This window comes from Exiguobacterium sp. ERU653 (assembly GCF_018617775.1).
In the GTDB taxonomy this organism is placed as follows: domain Bacteria; phylum Bacillota; class Bacilli; order Exiguobacteriales; family Exiguobacteriaceae; genus Exiguobacterium; species Exiguobacterium marinum.
The window spans coordinates 66,396-83,047 of the sequence record NZ_JACSKV010000002.1 but is presented as its reverse complement, the minus strand read 5'-3'; the positions used below and the strand labels follow the sequence as shown (position 1 = coordinate 83,047).

The following is a 16,652-nucleotide window of genomic DNA, read 5'->3' as shown; positions in this document are numbered from 1 at the left end:
CAAATGGAGGCTATATAATGAAGAAATTCTTTAAATGGGCAGGACTGGTAGTCTTAGGACTGCTTGTCATCGCGGTCGCTGGCTTTTTCATTTGGACACAGTTCACGTATGGACCGACCGATGAAGCGACGCAGTATGCGGAAGAAGGGACCTTGGTTGACAATCGTCTCGAGTTCGGAGACACGGCGAGCGAGGTCGGGGTCATTCTCTACCCAGGGGCAAAAGTCGAGAAAGAGGCGTATGCGTATTATGGAACACGATTAGCCGAGGAAGGTGTTTTCGTCGCCATTCCGTCGCTTCGTCTCAACTTAGGCATTTTAGATATCGACGCAGCCGATTCAATCATCGAGGCACATCCGGAGATTGAACGCTGGATCGTGGCCGGTCATTCGCTCGGAGGTTCGGCGGCATCGGGTTACGCGCTCGAGCATCAAGAGTTGGTGGACGGTGTGATTTTCCTCGCCTCGTATCCGATCAGTTCGATGGTCGATAGTGATTTACGCGTGTTATCGATTTCAGGTGAATTGGATGGGCTGGCTGTCCCGGAAGACATCGATGCGAGTCGAAACGATCTTCCTGACGATAGTCAATTCGTGCAAATTGAAGACGGGAATCATGCGAACTTCGGGATGTATGGTCCACAAAAAGGAGATCAGGAAAGTCCGCTTACATCGAAAGAACAATTGGACGAAGTCCTTTCGGCGATTCTCGAATGGTTATAAAAAAACGTGCGCACCTGCATCGAGGTGCGCACGTTTTATCGTTGGTCGAGCGAATAACTGATTGCAGTCAACCCGGTTGTGACGAGGGCGACCAATCCGCCGACGAGCGCGAGCGTCATGATCGGACTCGTCGCATAGACGACACCACCGAGAGCGGAACCGAGTCCAATTCCGACGTTACTTGCCACTGGCATGAGTGACGAGGCGAGACCTTTGGCGTTCGGATTGAACTTCTCTGCCAAATCAATCAAATAAATCTGAGTCGATGTCGTCAATAAAATTGCCATGAACGACATGAGTGCGATATTGAGAAGACCGAGCGTCACATTCGACGTCGTCACAAATAGCGCGGCCAGGACGAACGCCTGGACGAGAAAGACGAACCGTAGGCGTCCGATTGGATTGTGACTAGCGATTTTTCCGGCAGCGATATTACTGAAAATCGAAATGAATCCGTATGCGAATAAAATCGGACTGACCCAAGCGACCGGTACACCGAGTACATCTTTTAAAATCGGCACGAGATACGTATACACGACATACGTTGCCCCGAAACCGAATGCCGGAATCAAGAAGGCGATCAAGATGCGCGGATTCGTCAGGAGTGCCATTTGTTCACGGAGTGATGCTTTTTCTTGAGACAATTGATTCGGCAAGACACGATAAATGGCGATCCAGGCTACTGCACCGAGCAGAGTCGTCAACCAAAACGTCGATTCCCAGCCTGCCTGTTGTCCGATGAGGGTCCCAATCGGAACACCGAACACGTTCGCCATCGTGAATCCACCGAAAATAAAGGACACGGCCACACCCCGTTTTGTTGGAGGGACGCTCTCGCTGGCGACGAGCATGGCAAGCGAAATCAAGACGCCTGTGACGACGGCCGTCAGCATACGCAAGACGAGTAACCACTCATACATGGGAGCAAGGCTGCTCAACAAGTTCAGGACCGTGAAGAGGATGGTTAGGCCGAGCATCAATTTACGTTTTGGAAGATGGCTCGTCAAGGACATCGTGATGGGTGTGCCGACGGCAAAGCTGATGGCGAATGCCGATACGAGACTTCCTGCCGTCGCGATGGAAATGGATAGACCGCTTGCGATATCAGGCAAAATGCCGACGATGACAAATTCACTCGTTCCGAGAACGAAGGTTAATAAGGAGAGGGATAGGACTAGGGTCCAGTCGCTTCGATTGAGCGAGCTTGTCTTCATGTTCAAACACTTCTTTCTATTTCATTCATTAGTAGTTAGACATCAGTCTTTTATCACGTTACAAGATTTTCCCCAAAAGAAAAACCCTTTTCTCCCAAGTCGGAAGAAAAAGGTGAATCAGCGCCAAAACACGGTCGCTTCGACACCGGCGTGGTCGGAGACGACGGGCCCGTTCTCGCCATCGAAAACGACGGCATGACGGGAGACGTGAATCGGTGCATTCGTCAACATCAAGTCGATGCGGAGCGATTTCTTGTTTTCATCCCATCCAGCGATTTTCCCTTGGACGGTCGCATCGCCTTCGCGTTCCGTTGCGAGATGGAACAAGTCTTGGAGCCCTTTCTCCATCAAATAATCGTATCCTTCGCCTCGAATGAAGGCATCGTTGTTGAAATCACCGAGTAGAAGAGCATGATCGTCATGCTCGACGCGACGCAGCAGTTCATCGAGTTGATGCTTCACCGGTTCTTCTTCGTCATGCCACCATCCGAGGTGACACGAGTAGACGGTCGTCGGAGCATCTGCTCCTTCGATGACAGCTTTGACAATCTTACGGGACTTGTAATTGTCAGGGTCCGTCGTCTTCGATACGAAGAATGAATCGGTCGATAGAAACGGCGTGCGTGACAAGATGGCGACGCCTTCCTCATAAATGTCATATCCGTAATGAGCAAAGTCCCATGTCATGTGATAGGGAAGATCTAACTCTTTCAGGCGCTCGACGAGGACGTGTGCGAAGTTGTTCTCACGGATGTTCCCGTAGAGGATTGGAGCCTCTTTATGTTGATTGACTTCTTGAAGCGCAATGAGATCGTACTCTTCGCTCGCAATGCGTTCGATGATGGCATCAATTTTCTCTTGTTGGCGGTCTTCTAATCAGGCATGACAATTGAGCGTTAAAATGTTCACGATAGTCCTCCTTTAGAAAAAGGCCAACTCTCGAGCGAGTTGGCCGATAGATTATGCACCGATGACGTCTTGAATGTCTGATTTCAATACGTCGGCTTTCGGGCCGTAGATGGCTTGGACCCCACGGTCTTTCACAATCAGACCCATAGCGCCATTTTTCTTCCATTCTTGTTCGTCAGAGACGAGTGAGACGTCTTTAACGGTCACGCGAAGACGAGTCATACATGCGTCGACATCCTCAATGTTTTCTTCCCCGCCGAGAAGCGTGATAATCCCCATGACTTGTTCGTTACCTGTCACAGACGACTTCTCTGTCGTCTCTTCCATGTAGTTCCCGTTACGTCCTGGCGTTGGCAAGTTCATCTTCTTGATGAAGAAGTTGAATACACCGAAGTTGAGGAAGAAGAATACGACAGAAACGAGAACGAAGTTGATCAAGTCTTGAAGAAGTCCTGCTTTGACGATCATCGGGATGCGCGTCAAAAGTTCGATCGCACCGAAAGCGTGAACACGTAGGTCGATGATATCTGCCAAGGCGAAGGCAGCACCCGCCATGAGTGCGTAGACGACGTAAAGAACTGGTGCGACGAACATGAACATGAACTCGATTGGTTCTGTGACACCTGTCAAGAAGACAGCGAGTGCGGCTGACAAGAACATCGGCTTGTACTGTTCTTTTTTCTCTGCATCGACGTTACGATACATCGCATATGCGGCACCAATCAACGCAGCGAATGACAAGATGACTTGACCGACTTTGAAGCGGGCCGGAACGACATCGGCGAGAAGCGCGTTGTATGCGGCAGTATCACCAGCAGCACGCAAGTTGACGAGGTCCGTCACCCATGCCAACCAGAGCGGGTCTTGCCCGGCAACGACCGATCCAGCTGTCGCACCTGTTAAAATCGTATACGTTCCACCGAGTTCCGTGTAGTTCATTGGTACTGTGAGCATATGGTGTAAGCCAAACGGCAAGAGTAGACGTTCGAGTGCCCCGTAAATGAATGGGGCGAGTACTGGAGCCGTGTTACGAGATGTGGCAATCCACTCACCAAAGCTGTTGAGCGCCCCTTGAATTGTTGGCCATACAATCGATAGAACGATGGCAGCAACGACTGAACCAAGGATGACGACAAATGGTACGAAGCGCTTCCCGTTAAAGAACGAGAGGGCGTTCGGCAACTTGTTGAAGTTGTAGAAACGGTTATAAAGTGCACCACCGAGGAAACCGGCGATGATCCCGACGAACACACCCATGTTGAGGGCAGGTGAACCGAGTACAGATGTGAAGTAGTCCGCGACGACAAGGTTTGCACCGAATAGTGAATCGATTGTCGCTTCAGGGTCTTGAAGCATGGCGCCGTTGACACCGAAGATGGCTCCCGTGACACGGTTAATCAAAATGAAGGCGAGGAGTGCTGCGAACGCACCACCTGCACGATCTTTTGCCCACGAACCACCAATCGCGACTGCGAAGAGGATATGTAAGTTGACGATGATTCCCCAACCTAAATCTTCAATGATGCGAGCCGTCGTTAATAAAATACCGACATCTCCGGCTGACATTCCAATCAGTTTTCCAATCGAAATCATCAAACCGGCAGCCGGCATAACGGCGATGACGACCATTAAGGCCTTGCCAAGTTTCTGCCAGAAATCGAATGAGATCATTTTTTTCATACTATACGCTTCCTTCCTGTGAGGGAGTTTTGTATATTTTTATGTTTGCCAATAGTGCAATCGCTTGCATGAATAATTGTAATCGATTGCATAAATTCGTGCAACCGTTTTCGCTATTTTCATTTTTTTCATTCTTTAAACAGATTTGGGTACATAGGGGCAAACTTGTCAGTCGAATCGAATCTAGCTACAATATGATAGGTTGAAGGGAGCGAGAAAGATGGGATGGAGACAGACTACATCTGCTTTGACGAAAGAGGAGCAGATTGAATTAAAAGAAGAGTTGCTACAGAAAGGTGTCTTATTGAAAGAGGATCTTCCTCTCTATGAGATGCTCATGCCGGACCGAATCAAACGGATGTATGAAGTATTAAATATACGAACGAACCATATCACGATTTTAACGGAAGGTGTGGACGATCCACACAACCAATCTGCCGTCTTACGTTCGGCCGATGCGTTCGGGGTACAGACATTACACGTGGTCGAAGGGCGAGCGAAGTTTAAACCGAACTCGATCATCGCCAAGAGCGCAGATCGCTGGGTGGACGTCGTAGAGCATGGCTCCATTGAAGAAGCGATTGACTCCTTAAAAGAAGGCGGCTATCAAGTGTATGCGACGGCATTAAGTGAGGAAGCAATCCCACTCGATGAAGTCGATGTGTCGAAGCCAACCGTTCTTCTATTCGGGAATGAACATAGTGGTGTGTCGGAAGCGGCACTGAAGCAGGCGGACGGGAACTTTGTCATTCCGATGCAAGGGTACGTACAAAGCTTGAACATCTCCGTGGCGGCTGCGATCTCCTTGTATGATGTCACGACACGGTCTCGTCATATCGTGACGGATGGCTATGAACTGCCTGTCGAGGATCAAGCACGCATCTTTAAAGACTGGATGGTCAAGAGTCTACCGAAACGTTCGCTCGGACTATATAAACAAAAAGGCGTCACGGCTTTCGAACGGGAGACAGGAAATTCGGAATGAACGGCGAAAGGAAAAGACGTACGGAATCTTTGTCCAGAAACTGAAAGGGGATGGAACGATGAGTACGACGAGTTCATTTATCGTAAAAGATGTGACAAACAACTTTAAAGATTTTGAAGAGGATTTCTTCCGACTGTATCGTACGTTATATGGCGATCTCGATCAGTTACGATTTAAAGAGCGCCTGTATCGACACGCTAATCCGTTAGTGCTCTTAGCATTCTCAGAAGATCAGCTAATCGGCTTTAAGATTGGCTATGAGGCAGAGCCTTATCGATTTTATAGCTGGGCGGGCGGCGTACACCCGGACTTTCAAAAGCATGGTATCGGTCGCAAGCTGATGGACACGCAACTCGAGTGGGTCGAAGCGCAAGGGTTCCATTCGATTCGGACGAAAGCACGCAATACGAACAAAGGAGTCATCATCTTGAACCTCCTTTGTGGATATGACATCATGGGCGCCTACACAGAAGATGGAGAGCCACGCATCATGATGGAGAAACAATTGAATAGTTGAATAAATGCCGCGGTCGTTTGATCGCGGTTTTTTGATGAAACCAATTCGATTGAATGAACGTACATAAAGAAAAAGGGGGAATTTGGAATGAAAGTGTTTGGATTTAGTGGAGATCCATTTAGTAACTCGATAGGGGATTCATTCTTTAATGGGTTATTTGGCGTGTTTCCAATCATTTTCATGGTTGTGTTCGGTCTGATTATTTTTGCGTTTATCAAATCAGGAATGAACTATTCTAAAACATCAAGTACGTTGAAAGACTTACAGCGCTTCGCCTCTCAGCTCGCCGATGACCCAGACGACGATACGGCCGAACGATTGGCAGACTATTTACGAGGAATCGATTCCTTTTCCATTGAGCGTACACGCATGGAGCCGTTCCGTGTCGCGCTCGGGTGCTATCAACTGATTATGGAGTCTAATTCCATTCGTGAGGAGACGAAAGAGCGGGTCGACCGACAATATAAACGTCTCGGGATTTTGGACGGGGAGAAATTTGCCGATGAAGCACCCCCGCGTAGCCGTTCCTCGTCGAGTCACCACGACATCCATCACAATCACCATGATCACATGTAAAAAGCGAAGGGGTTCCTTCGCTTTTTACATGTATCGTGATGCATCAAATTCAATGTCTGCTTGATGACGGATAGCTTGGATGGCACTTTCGATTCGGATGGCCCGTTTCTTAATGTCACGTGCCTTCAAACGATATAGTTCTGGGTCGTACAAGGCATGTTTGATTACGGCGACCCCGTGTACATATTCTTTTTTCGGACGAAGTGACAACTTTTCATAAAGCCGTGCCTGAACACGTAACTGAATGGCAAGCTCAATCGCTTCGACGAGTGGGAGTGGACCGTCGTGTGTTTCGACGACGGATCGGACGTTCTCTTCTTGAATCAAGCGGTCGAGTTGGCGTAAGTCAAGACGGATATGTTCCAGTTCCATCTCGATGTCTTGAAGAGAACGGGACTGAATCGTCGGAATGGATTCAGTCGCTTCGATTGAGATGAACGCTACGTTCTCAATCTCTTCGGTCAATGTATCGATTTGCTCATGGAGCAACTGTTTTAATATTAGGGCATCTGCAAGGTTCATATCGATTTCCTCCTTCTGCTTTTTCTAACCGTACCACATCGAGATGGCTGAAAAAAGGTGGATGACATCCTGGATTAGGGGAATAAAAACAAATAGGAAGGAGGAAGGGCGATGAAAAAATGGAAAACACAGTGGATGATTGCATTCGTCCTACTCTTGTTCGGAACAGCGACGTTCCTGTATCAGTGGATTGACGTAAGTCCAGGCGACATTCGGGACTACATCATCCAATTCGGATGGTTGGCTCCCTTGATCTATATCATTTTATTCACCATTCGACCGCTCATCCTGTTTCCGACATCGGTCCTGTCGGTCGCCGGCGGTTTGGCATTCGGGATCATACCTGGCGTCATCTATACTGTCATCGGAGCGACGCTAAGTGCTCTCGTCGCTTATTATGTGGCTATCTATTTCGGCGATCGTTTCCTGCATCATTTTGAATCGACGAACTATGAAGCGATTCAACAAAAAATCGAAGAAGACGGATTCTTTTATGTCCTCATCTTACGCCTCATTCCACTCGTCAATTTCGATTTGGTCAGCTACGCTTCAGGTTTGGCGAAAGTAAAGGTGCCGGCGTATCTGTTTGCGACCGTCGTCGGCATGATTCCGGGGGCGTTCGCAAACAATTTTCTCGGAAGTAGTATCGCTAGCGGTGATTGGACGCTCATCGCCTTGGCATTCGGAATCATGCTCGTATTGACGCTCATCGCGACGGTGTTTCGTGAACCGATTAAACGACAGATTCATCGCTATCAAAAAAAGTAGGCGACTCCACATGGAGCGCCTACTTTTCAATTAACGATTGTCGATCGTCTCAGGGTAGAGGTCATGGTTGAACAGACGATGTTCTGCCATTTTTTCGTATTTCGTGTCCGGTTTTCCGTAGTTGTAGTATGGGTCGATCGAGATGCCGCCACGCGGTGTGAATTTCCCCCACACTTCGAGATAGCGCGGCTCCATCAACTTGACGAGGTCTTTCCCGATGACGTTGATGCAGTTCTCGTGGAAGTCGCCATGGTTACGGAAGCTGAACAAGTACAGTTTCAACGACTTCGACTCGACGAGCTTCTCATCCGGGATGTACGAGATGTAGATTGTCGCAAAGTCCGGTTGATTCGTAATCGGGCACAAGGAAGTGAATTCCGGTGCGTTGAATTTGACGAAGTAATCATTCTCCGGGTGACGGTTCGGGAACGCCTCAAGTACGTCCGGTGTGTATTCAAAAATATAAGGGACGCTCTTCTGTCCGAGGAGCGAGAGGTCTTGTAAGTCTTCTGATCTCATGTTCATTCTCCTTACACGCCACGTTCGTTGGCGTACAGTAATGTGTGTAGTTGCGGTAGGACGCGGACGCTTTGCCAAGACGGGTCGCGTGCGACGTCTTCCCACAGCTGTTTCAAGCGACGAAGCTGGGCATCGGTGATATCACCATCAGCACCCGGATCTGGGTTACCGGCAGATAAATACATGACGTCCGGTGAGTAGCGCTGTTGCACTTCTTTTGCGTAGGCAAGATCCACTTCATCAAACACGGCGACTTTAAATGTCGTTTGCTCCGGACGCAACCGTTCGACGATCGCGTCGAGTTGTTCCCAGTTTGTCTTCATACCAGACGACGGGGGCTTCGGACTGAGGGTCACGTCGTCGATTTGTGTGATCCAGTCTTGATAGCGGCTACCTTGTGTCTCGACAGCTAATGTGATGCCACGTTCTTTCAACTTCACGACGAGGTCTTCCATGGCTGCGATGAGGAGCGGGTTGCCCCCCGAGATGGTGACGTAATCATACATACCGAGTGCGTCAAGGCGTGCGATCACCTCGTCTGCTGTCAGCATATCCGGTTTTTCTGAACCGTCCCACGTGAAGGCGGAATCGCACCACGAACAGCGGTAATCGCAACCGGCGGTCCGGACGAACATCGTCTTTTGTCCGATGGCGCGGCCTTCTCCTTGGAAGGTCGGTCCAAACACTTCAAGAACAGGGATTTTCACGATTCCACCAACCATTCACGGCGGAACTCAGCGTACGACGTCGGCGTTTCATACAAACGGACGAATTCGACGCGGACGTCGCGTTCATTCGGCAAGTGTGTCGCCAACTGTTCAAAAATCCAATAGCACATGTTTTCTGCAGTTGTATTCATATAAGGGAGTGACTCGTTCAAATAGCGATGATCGAGATAAGGCTCAAGCTCTTCTTTAAAGATGGTCTTCAAGTCACCAAAGTCGAGTGTCATCCCACGATTGTCGAGAAAGCCGCTGACACCCATCTGGAGTTTGTACGTATGACCATGAAGGGCACGACATTTGCCGTCATAATCAAATAGATGGTGCGCCGCGTCGAACGTCACTTCTTTGACGATTTGAACGCGATGCGGACAGTAGATGAGCGATCCTTCTTGTTTTGATTCGACACTTGTCGGAGCGAGGAACGGAGCATGCTTCATACGCGCACCTCCTCATAAGCTGTGAGTCCGTTTTGGCGAAGGATACACGCCGGACATTCTCCACAACCTGAACCGATGACACCGTTGTAGCAAGTGAGCGTGCGTTCTTTGACATAGTCGAACGCACCGAGCTTGTCGGCGAGTGCCCACGTTTCTTTTTTATCGAGCCACATGAGTGGTGTGTCGATGACGAATGGATAATCCATCGCTAAATTGAGTGTCACGTTGAGTGATTTGATGAATTGGTCTCGGCAATCCGGGTAGCCTGAAAAGTCCGTTTCACATACACCGGTCACGATGTGGTGCATACCGAGTTGTTTGGCCATGACGGCCGCGAATGATAAAAATAGATGGTTGCGTCCATCAACGAACGTGTTTGGGACGTCCGCATTGTCGATGTCGAGATCGTGTCTCGTGAGCGCATTCGATGTGAGTTGTCCGAGTAGGGACAAATCGAGGATGTGGTGTGGGACATCGAGTTCTGTCGCAATTTCTTTTGCGACCTCGATTTCCGCATCATGGCGTTGACCATATGCGAACGTCACCGCCTCCACATGAGAGAATTGTTGTTTTGCCCAAAACAGGCAAGTGGTTGAATCTTGGCCACCACTAAAGACGACCAATGCTTTTTCGTGTTGCATGAAGCACACTTCCTTTTCGCTAGTTTTGATGTCGGAGGAGGTTACGAACTCCGGAGGTCACCCTCAAGCATTTAATTTATCATAAAAAGTCGTTTGACAGGGAGAAAGGAAGCGAGTATAGTAAAAAACATCACTAATACGCTTTTGTGCATAAAAGCGTTTAAGCGGTTAGGTGGAATAATAAATAATCAGGATATAACGAAAGGAGGGGACGTCGATGCAGATGAAAGGAAAAGAAGCTGTATTCGTCGTGTTAATGAGCGGGATCACCTTGCTCGCACTGATGTTTTTGGCCAAAGCGACGCCACACATGGCGATTTTTGGCACAATGGTAATAGTAGGTGGATACGCGTATTATCGTTCACGCGACTTCAAACAGATTGAAACAGCAATGATCAACGGGATTCGTGAAGCGATTATGCCGGTGTTGATTCTGTTGTTGATTGGGATGCTCATCGGGGTATGGCAAATGTCCGGAACGGTCGCGACGATCCTCTCCATCGGATTAAATACAATCTCTGCTGAATGGTTCTTACCAAGTGTCTTATTAATTACGATGATTGTCTCAACATTCACAGGAAGCGCATTTACGACAGTCGGTACGGTCGGTGTCGCCTTGTTCGGAATCGGGACGGCGCTAGGCATCTCGCCGGCTCTCGCCGCAGGTGCGATCGTGTCGGGTGCGCTCTTCGGAGACAAGATGAGCCCGTTGTCGGATACGACCAACTTTGCTCCGGCAGTGGCAGGTGTCAAACTGTTCGACCACATTCGTTTTATGATGGGGACGACGATTCCAGCGTTTATCATCACATTGATTTTATTCACATTCCTTGGACGCAGTGGTCAAACTGCCGATACGACACAAATCGCGGAAGCACAGACAGCGCTCGGCGGACGATTTGATCTTTCTTGGCTCACGTTGATTGCCCCTGTTCTTGTCGCAGTGCTTGCATTTCGCCGCATGCCGGTCTTGCCGACGATGCTCGTCGGGATGTTCGCTGGTGTGTTGACGGCTGGATTCGTTCAAGGAAACTGGAGCATCTCGAACTGGCTCGGCGTCATGCAGTCTGGATTCAAGTCAGGTGTCGAGAACGAGACGATTGCGACGGTACTCGATCGTGGTGGTCTTGAATCGATGCTTTGGTCGGTCAGTCTCGTCTTGATTGCCCTTGCATTCGGCGGCTTATTGCGCGAACTCGGTGTCTTCCAAGCCATCGTTGAATCGTTGCTCGAGCGGTTGAAATCACCAGGAAGTTCGGTCCTCTCGGTCGTCCTCAGTTCAATCGGTGTCAACTTGCTCGCGGGAGAGCAGTACTTATCGATTCTCTTGCCAGGACAGGCGTTCAAACAAGGGTTCATCGATCGCGGGATTGACCCACGCTACTTGTCACGTGCGCTTGAGGATGGTGGGACTGTGATTAACCCACTCATTCCGTGGGGTGTCTCCGGAGCGTTCTTCGCAGCGACGCTCGGTGTACCTGTATTGGAATATGCACCATTTGCGTTCTTCCTTTGGCTCAGCCCGGTCTTCACCATCATTTTGGGATACGTTCGGTTGGGGAAGCAGCATGAATCACTAAAAATCGCATCGTAAATGAGTGATGTCCTGCCGTGCAGGGCATCTTTTTTGTATGGAGGATACGACTTTTGAGAAAATGGAACAAACGGAGGTGGAACTATGAAGCGACTCGATTTGGCATTTTATGAACAACCGACACTCGATTTGGCCCGCTCCTTACTCGGTCAATATTTGGTGAGACGACACCCGGAAGGCGACATCATCGCAAAGATTGTCGAGACAGAAGCTTATCTCGGTGCCATCGACCGAGCGGCACACAGTTTCGGGGGACGTCGGACGAAGCGAACGGAAGTCATGTTCGGAAAACCGGGACATGTATACACGTATCAAATGCATACGCATACGCTCTTGAACGTGGTCAGTGGACCAGTCGGCACACCGGAAGCCGTGTTGATTCGAGCCGTCGAACCGATTCAAGGTCATGAATGGGTTGCGGCGAATCGTCCCGGGGTGAAGCGATATGACCAAACGAACGGACCGGGGAAGTTGACAAAAGCACTCGGAATCACGATGGATTTATACGGACACTCGTTCCAACAAGACCCGCTCTATATTGCGGAAGGTGAGACTGAAATGGTGATCGAGGCGGGTCCACGTATCGGGATTCCGAATACGGGCGAGGCCCGTGACTACCCGTATCGCTTCTTTGAACGCGACAATCCGTACGTCTCGAAGTTCCGTTGAATGCATGCAGTGATGTTTAAGTGATTCATGCCTGTGGAACAGTCCCTATGTGCATAAAACAAACAGAGGGAGTGTTTAGAACATGGCAAAAGTAGCAACGCTCATTACAGATATGTTTGAAGATGTAGAATTCACGGGTCCCCGTGACGCATTGGTGGATGCGGGACATGACGTCGTGACAATCGAGAAGAAAGCAGGCAATACGGTAGAAGGAAAACAAGGAGAGGCGAAAGTGAACATCGATCAATCGATTGACGATGTATCGCCAGAAGATTTTGACGCCCTTCTCTTACCAGGCGGATTCTCTCCTGACTTGTTACGTGAAGACGAGCGGTTCGTTTCGTTCGCCAAAGCCTTCATGGACGCGAAGAAGCCTGTGTTTGCCATCTGTCACGGACCACAGCTATTGATTACGGCGAAGACGCTTGAAGGTCGTGATGCAACCGGATATAAATCGATTAAAGTCGACATGGAGTATGCTGGAGCGAAATATGCGGACAAAGAAGTCGTTGTCTGCCAAAACCAGCTCGTGACGAGCCGTCAGCCGGATGACATTCCGGCGTTCAACCGTGAGATTCTCAACTTATTAAAATAACACGTCGACCACGAGATTCGTCTCGTGGTTTTTTTGTGTTTTCGGGAATAGACAAGTAAGGAGGAGATTCAAGTGAGAAAACGAGCACGTTCACCGAGTTAAGTTCGTCGAAACGTTGTCCGACTAGGGTGGGTTCGTTGGTTTGAAGGGCTGATTCCTGCCTACGTGATTGAACGGCTGTTCTGGGAGTCACGGGGCATCTCCATTCAGGAAGTCGTCTATCTAGAGATGGTGTATGCGCTCATCATCGTCCTGCTAGAAGTACCGACTGGCGTCTGGGCGGACCATACGGCACGGCGTCGACTCGTCCAAATCGGTATCTGGTTGGAGTGGCTGTCGTTTGTCGTCATCTTGCATTCGTTCACGTTCATCGGTTTCTTTGTCGCGATCAGCTGTTCGGCCATTGGGTCGGTCATTCGAAGCGGGGCAGAGAATGCGTTGCTGTATGAATCGTTACAAGAAAGCCATGATGCTTCGTCATTTGAACGAGTTCTTGGAAGGTTGAATGCGATTGGCATCTTGTCCGCTGTTACAGCGGCATTGAGTGGTAGTATGTTGGCTCAGTACCTTTCCTTGGAGTGGAACTATCAGCTTTCCATCGGGAGTCTATTGATGGCGACACTGTGTAGCGTATTTCTCGTTGAACCGACTCATCGAGAGCGGGAGGAGCGTTTGACGTGGCGTCATGTGTTCAAAGGGTTTCAATTCATTTGGTCAAAACAACAACTTCGCTATGTCACAATCGGTTTTTTGGCAACGGTATCCGCTTTTAATTTCATCGATGAATTTTGGCAACTGTACGCTCGCGATGTGTCCGTTCCGATCTATTGGTTCGGTGCCATTTCAAGCGTCCTGCTTTTGATTCAGTTACCTGGTCAACTTTTTGCGGGGACGCTTATACGATTTGCGTCATCTGAGCGTTGGTTAAACGGGTTCGGTTGGGTGATGGGTGGCGGGTTTCTCTTCATCGGCTTATTTCCGAGTCCAATCGGAATTGGTGTGATGGGATTGTTGGGACTTCTATATGGGGCGATGGAGCCGCTCTATTATGGACTTTTGCACCATCAAGTTCCTTCATCTATTCGAGCGACGACGGAATCGTCTGTCTCGATGCTATGGCATCTCGGTATCCTCATAATAGGGATTGTCTTTATTGGGGGAACGACATCGTCGCTATTTCTTGCGTTCATACTAATCGGACTTGTCGTTTGGTTCGTTCATGCGACTCACTCTTAATCATGACAGGCATGGGCCATAAGCCATGTCTGTTTTTACGTCTTAAGACGGACGAAATGACAGGATATTGGGTGTATGATGAAAATAATCAAATTTTGTACATAAAAAAACAGCACACCCTAATAAGTGGGTGCCCTGTTTGAAACCAATCAATTGAAACGTTCGTAAAGTCTAGAAGAGGTGAAAACATGGGACAAATCGTTGTAGTATTCGGAACGTTGATTGGTCTTGGGACCGTCGGGGCCTTGCTGTATATGACCCGCCTAGCCTATGAATCATGAGAACGGATAATGATAGAAGCGCTCACGTTGGAGTAACTCCATAACGTGGGCGTTTTCTGCATTGTCAATGGCGCGTAGAAGACCTTCCGTCTGAGAACGATGGGCAAAGAGGGAGTCTTTCTTCTGTTCACTTTCTTCCGTCACATCGACGATCACGTGAGGTTGTCCGAGCTCTTCTTCTGTGCGGCGATCGAATGCGACACCTAAAAACTCAGGGCGCGCTTCTCCCATCTCCTGAAGTGCTCGTACGACGGCACGAGCTGTCGCTTCATGGTCCGGGTGAACGGCATATTCTGGATAGAATGAGATGACGGTTTCCGGCTTCACTTCGTCAATCAAGGCGCGGAAACGAGCAGCGAGTGCGGCTTCGTCTTCGAACTCGACGGTTTTATCACGAAGACCCCACATGCGCAGGTCTTCGATTTCCATTATCCGACAAGCCTCTTCTAATTCACGTTTTCGAATTTTAGGGAGTTCTTCACGTGTCGTAAAAATTGGGGAGCCCATGTTGCGCCCCATCTCACCGAGTGTTAAACAGACATACGTGACCGGAAGCCCTTTTTGACGATGTTGAATGATCGTTCCGGCTGAGCTGAACGCCTCATCGTCTGGATGTGGGAAGATGACGAGTAATGGTCCATTCATTGATTTTCCACCTCCGAAGCTCCTTGAGGGAGCGGTTTTACATCGATATGCAGCGCACATGCCAGGCGACCGAGACGATCGTGACCAGCGAGTAACAGCTGCTCGCCATGCACTTCAAAATCGGTCAAACCTTCCACATAGAGCCAGCCATGATCAAGTTTTAATCCGACTCGATAAGGTCCGTTTCCTTTAATTTGACCGATGCTATATTCGATTTTAGCGTTACGAATAAACATCCCGGCATTATGAAAGTCGGGGTCGTTATGTGTCGCATAGGCACCGTTTGTTGTCTCAACATGTACGAAAAGCGGTGTTGCGACGTGACTGTCCAAATATTGTTGAATGTGATTAGGTTGAATTGCTTTCACGTCTGTCCCTCCAATGGAAAGGATGACCCGAAACACGCGGTTCCGGGTCATCTTTTTACGATTGTGCAGCTACTTTTTTGCGGTACCCTGTATGGTTCGTCGGTCCAACGTATTGGTTTAGACGGAATGAGTGACGAACTGCTTCTGTGATAAACTCTTTGCCGATTTCGATTGCTTCATCGACCGTATGACCGTTTGCGAGAGAAGCTGCGATGGCAGAAGAGAACGTACACCCGCCACCATGTGTGAATGCAGGCTTAATTTTTTCACTTTCAAGTAGACGGAATTCATTTCCGTCGTATAAGACGTCAAACGCTGTGTCGAATCCGAGTTTGCCGCCGACTTTAACGATGACGATTTCCGCGCCGAGCTCATGGATTAAACGAGCTGCTTCTTTGATTTCGTCCATCGTCGATGGTGTTTTGTCGAGGCCAGCGAGCATACGCGCCTCGAATAAGTTCGGTGTGATGATTTTTGCGACCGGCACGAGGTGTTTCCGCATTGCGACCGCAACGTTCGGATCAAGAATTTCATCGGCACCTTTACATGCCATGACTGGGTCGACGACCGCATTCTTGATGCCATACTCTTTAATTTTACGCGCAGCGAGTTCAATGATTTCAGGTGTCGGGAGCATACCTGTCTTCACCGCGTCGACTCCGATTCCAGCGAGAACCGTATCGATTTGCTTTTCAATCAATGTCGTATCGATTGGAAAGACTTCATGGTTCCATGCGTTATGTGGATCTTGTGCCACAATGACAGTCAAGGCTGTCATGCCATACACACCGAGTTCTTCCATCGTTTTGAGATCGGCTTGGATACCCGCGCCGCCACTCGTATCAGAACCGGCGATCGTCAATGCTTTTTTCATCGTCATAATCGTTCATCCCCTTTGTCTGTTTGGATAGTTTCACTATAACGACTTTTTCGAATTCCGACAAATTCAAGGATTAAAAGAAGTGTTCATAACTTTTCAGAAAAAACATGCAGGATATTCATCATATTTGGGGAATAATAATGAATAGGGTGTAGACCACTTTATTATT

Annotated in this window: 20 protein-coding genes; 9 read left to right on the top strand and 11 right to left on the bottom strand. The window is 49.0% G+C overall.

Features of this window, described 5'->3' with window-relative positions; all coding sequences use genetic code 11:
- The first annotated feature begins 17 nt into the window (after nucleotides 1-17).
- Nucleotides 18-722 carry an alpha/beta hydrolase gene (locus tag KNO95_RS10435; RefSeq protein WP_214703675.1) on the top strand — a complete coding sequence of 235 codons (705 nt, stop codon included), beginning with the start codon at nucleotides 18-20 and terminating at the stop codon, nucleotides 720-722.
- A 35-nt stretch (nucleotides 723-757) separates the two neighbouring features.
- Here the strand turns inward: KNO95_RS10435 and KNO95_RS10430 are convergent, their stop codons facing one another.
- From KNO95_RS10430 to KNO95_RS10420, 3 genes are all read right to left on the bottom strand, one after another.
- Entirely contained in the window at nucleotides 758-1,936 is a 1,179-nt protein-coding gene (locus KNO95_RS10430) for an MFS transporter (protein ID WP_214878965.1), read from the bottom strand.
- Between the two features lie 117 nt (nucleotides 1,937-2,053).
- Complete coding sequence (locus KNO95_RS10425; RefSeq protein WP_353048131.1) at nucleotides 2,054-2,788, bottom strand: endonuclease/exonuclease/phosphatase family protein; 735 nt, start codon at nucleotides 2,786-2,788, stop codon at nucleotides 2,054-2,056.
- A 108-nt stretch (nucleotides 2,789-2,896) separates the two neighbouring features.
- Nucleotides 2,897-4,525: a PTS transporter subunit IIBC gene (locus tag KNO95_RS10420; RefSeq protein ID WP_214878964.1), complete on the bottom strand. Its 1,629-nt coding sequence runs from the start codon at nucleotides 4,523-4,525 to the stop codon at nucleotides 2,897-2,899.
- A gap of 220 nt (nucleotides 4,526-4,745) precedes the next feature.
- Here KNO95_RS10420 and KNO95_RS10415 point away from each other — a divergent pair, with 220 nt between their 5' ends.
- From KNO95_RS10415 to KNO95_RS10405, 3 genes are all read left to right on the top strand, one after another.
- A complete protein-coding gene (locus KNO95_RS10415) occupies nucleotides 4,746-5,510 on the top strand; it encodes a TrmH family RNA methyltransferase (RefSeq protein WP_214703687.1) in 765 nt (254 codons plus the stop codon).
- A complete protein-coding gene (locus tag KNO95_RS10410; protein WP_026824547.1) occupies nucleotides 5,458-6,027 on the top strand; it encodes a GNAT family N-acetyltransferase in 570 nt (189 codons plus the stop codon). Before KNO95_RS10415 ends, KNO95_RS10410 begins: the two co-directional genes overlap by 53 nt.
- Nucleotides 6,028-6,114: 87 nt before the next feature.
- Nucleotides 6,115-6,603 carry a hypothetical protein gene (locus KNO95_RS10405; protein WP_251125156.1) on the top strand — a complete coding sequence of 163 codons (489 nt, stop codon included), beginning with the start codon at nucleotides 6,115-6,117 and terminating at the stop codon, nucleotides 6,601-6,603.
- A gap of 24 nt (nucleotides 6,604-6,627) precedes the next feature.
- Here KNO95_RS10405 and KNO95_RS10400 read toward each other — a convergent pair whose 3' ends face one another.
- Complete coding sequence (locus KNO95_RS10400; RefSeq protein WP_214878963.1) at nucleotides 6,628-7,125, bottom strand: hypothetical protein; 498 nt, start codon at nucleotides 7,123-7,125, stop codon at nucleotides 6,628-6,630.
- Nucleotides 7,126-7,236: 111 nt separating this feature from the next.
- On the opposite strand from KNO95_RS10400, the gene KNO95_RS10395 reads away from it, so the two are divergent.
- Nucleotides 7,237-7,893 (top strand): TVP38/TMEM64 family protein, encoded by a 657-nt coding sequence (locus tag KNO95_RS10395; RefSeq protein ID WP_026824544.1) that lies wholly within the window; start codon nucleotides 7,237-7,239, stop codon nucleotides 7,891-7,893.
- Between the two features lie 30 nt (nucleotides 7,894-7,923).
- On the opposite strand, the gene queF is transcribed toward KNO95_RS10395, so the two are convergent.
- Genes queF through queC form a run of 4 tightly spaced genes read right to left on the bottom strand, consistent with a single transcriptional unit; the run spans nucleotide 7,924 to nucleotide 10,215 of the window.
- On the bottom strand, nucleotides 7,924-8,412 hold the full coding sequence (gene queF / locus KNO95_RS10390) for a preQ(1) synthase (RefSeq protein ID WP_483297388.1): 489 nt from the start codon (nucleotides 8,410-8,412) through the stop codon (nucleotides 7,924-7,926).
- A gap of 11 nt (nucleotides 8,413-8,423) precedes the next feature.
- A complete protein-coding gene (queE, locus tag KNO95_RS10385) occupies nucleotides 8,424-9,134 on the bottom strand; it encodes a 7-carboxy-7-deazaguanine synthase QueE (protein WP_214703691.1) in 711 nt (236 codons plus the stop codon).
- On the bottom strand, nucleotides 9,116-9,574 hold the full coding sequence (gene queD / locus KNO95_RS10380; RefSeq protein ID WP_026824541.1) for a 6-carboxytetrahydropterin synthase QueD: 459 nt from the start codon (nucleotides 9,572-9,574) through the stop codon (nucleotides 9,116-9,118). The genes queE and queD overlap by 19 nt, the downstream gene beginning before the upstream one ends.
- A complete protein-coding gene (queC, locus tag KNO95_RS10375; protein WP_026824540.1) occupies nucleotides 9,571-10,215 on the bottom strand; it encodes a 7-cyano-7-deazaguanine synthase QueC in 645 nt (214 codons plus the stop codon). Before queC ends, queD begins: the two co-directional genes overlap by 4 nt.
- A gap of 217 nt (nucleotides 10,216-10,432) precedes the next feature.
- On the opposite strand from queC, the gene nhaC reads away from it, so the two are divergent.
- The 4 genes from nhaC to KNO95_RS10355 all read left to right on the top strand — a co-directional run bounded on the left by nhaC (nucleotide 10,433) and on the right by KNO95_RS10355 (nucleotide 14,309).
- Nucleotides 10,433-11,809, top strand: a complete 1,377-nt coding sequence (gene nhaC, locus KNO95_RS10370; RefSeq protein ID WP_214878962.1) for a Na+/H+ antiporter NhaC — start codon at nucleotides 10,433-10,435, stop codon at nucleotides 11,807-11,809.
- A gap of 84 nt (nucleotides 11,810-11,893) precedes the next feature.
- Entirely contained in the window at nucleotides 11,894-12,478 is a 585-nt protein-coding gene (locus KNO95_RS10365; RefSeq protein WP_214878961.1) for a DNA-3-methyladenine glycosylase, read from the top strand.
- An 82-nt stretch (nucleotides 12,479-12,560) separates the two neighbouring features.
- Nucleotides 12,561-13,073, top strand: a complete 513-nt coding sequence (locus KNO95_RS10360) for a type 1 glutamine amidotransferase domain-containing protein (RefSeq protein ID WP_026824537.1) — start codon at nucleotides 12,561-12,563, stop codon at nucleotides 13,071-13,073.
- A gap of 165 nt (nucleotides 13,074-13,238) precedes the next feature.
- The gene (locus tag KNO95_RS10355; RefSeq protein WP_214878960.1) at nucleotides 13,239-14,309 is read left to right on the top strand and encodes an MFS transporter; all 1,071 of its coding nucleotides are present in this window, start codon (nucleotides 13,239-13,241) and stop codon (nucleotides 14,307-14,309) included.
- Between the two features lie 275 nt (nucleotides 14,310-14,584).
- On the opposite strand, the gene bshB2 is transcribed toward KNO95_RS10355, so the two are convergent.
- From bshB2 to pdxK, 3 genes are read right to left on the bottom strand one after another with little or no spacing between them, the layout of a single operon-like run.
- Nucleotides 14,585-15,235: a bacillithiol biosynthesis deacetylase BshB2 gene (gene bshB2 / locus KNO95_RS10350; RefSeq protein WP_026824535.1), complete on the bottom strand. Its 651-nt coding sequence runs from the start codon at nucleotides 15,233-15,235 to the stop codon at nucleotides 14,585-14,587.
- Complete coding sequence (locus KNO95_RS10345; protein WP_026824534.1) at nucleotides 15,232-15,603, bottom strand: YojF family protein; 372 nt, start codon at nucleotides 15,601-15,603, stop codon at nucleotides 15,232-15,234. The genes bshB2 and KNO95_RS10345 overlap by 4 nt, the downstream gene beginning before the upstream one ends.
- A 55-nt stretch (nucleotides 15,604-15,658) precedes the next feature.
- Entirely contained in the window at nucleotides 15,659-16,483 is an 825-nt protein-coding gene (gene pdxK, locus KNO95_RS10340) for a pyridoxine/pyridoxal/pyridoxamine kinase (RefSeq protein WP_026824533.1), read from the bottom strand.
- Between the last annotated feature and the right edge of the window lie 169 nt (nucleotides 16,484-16,652).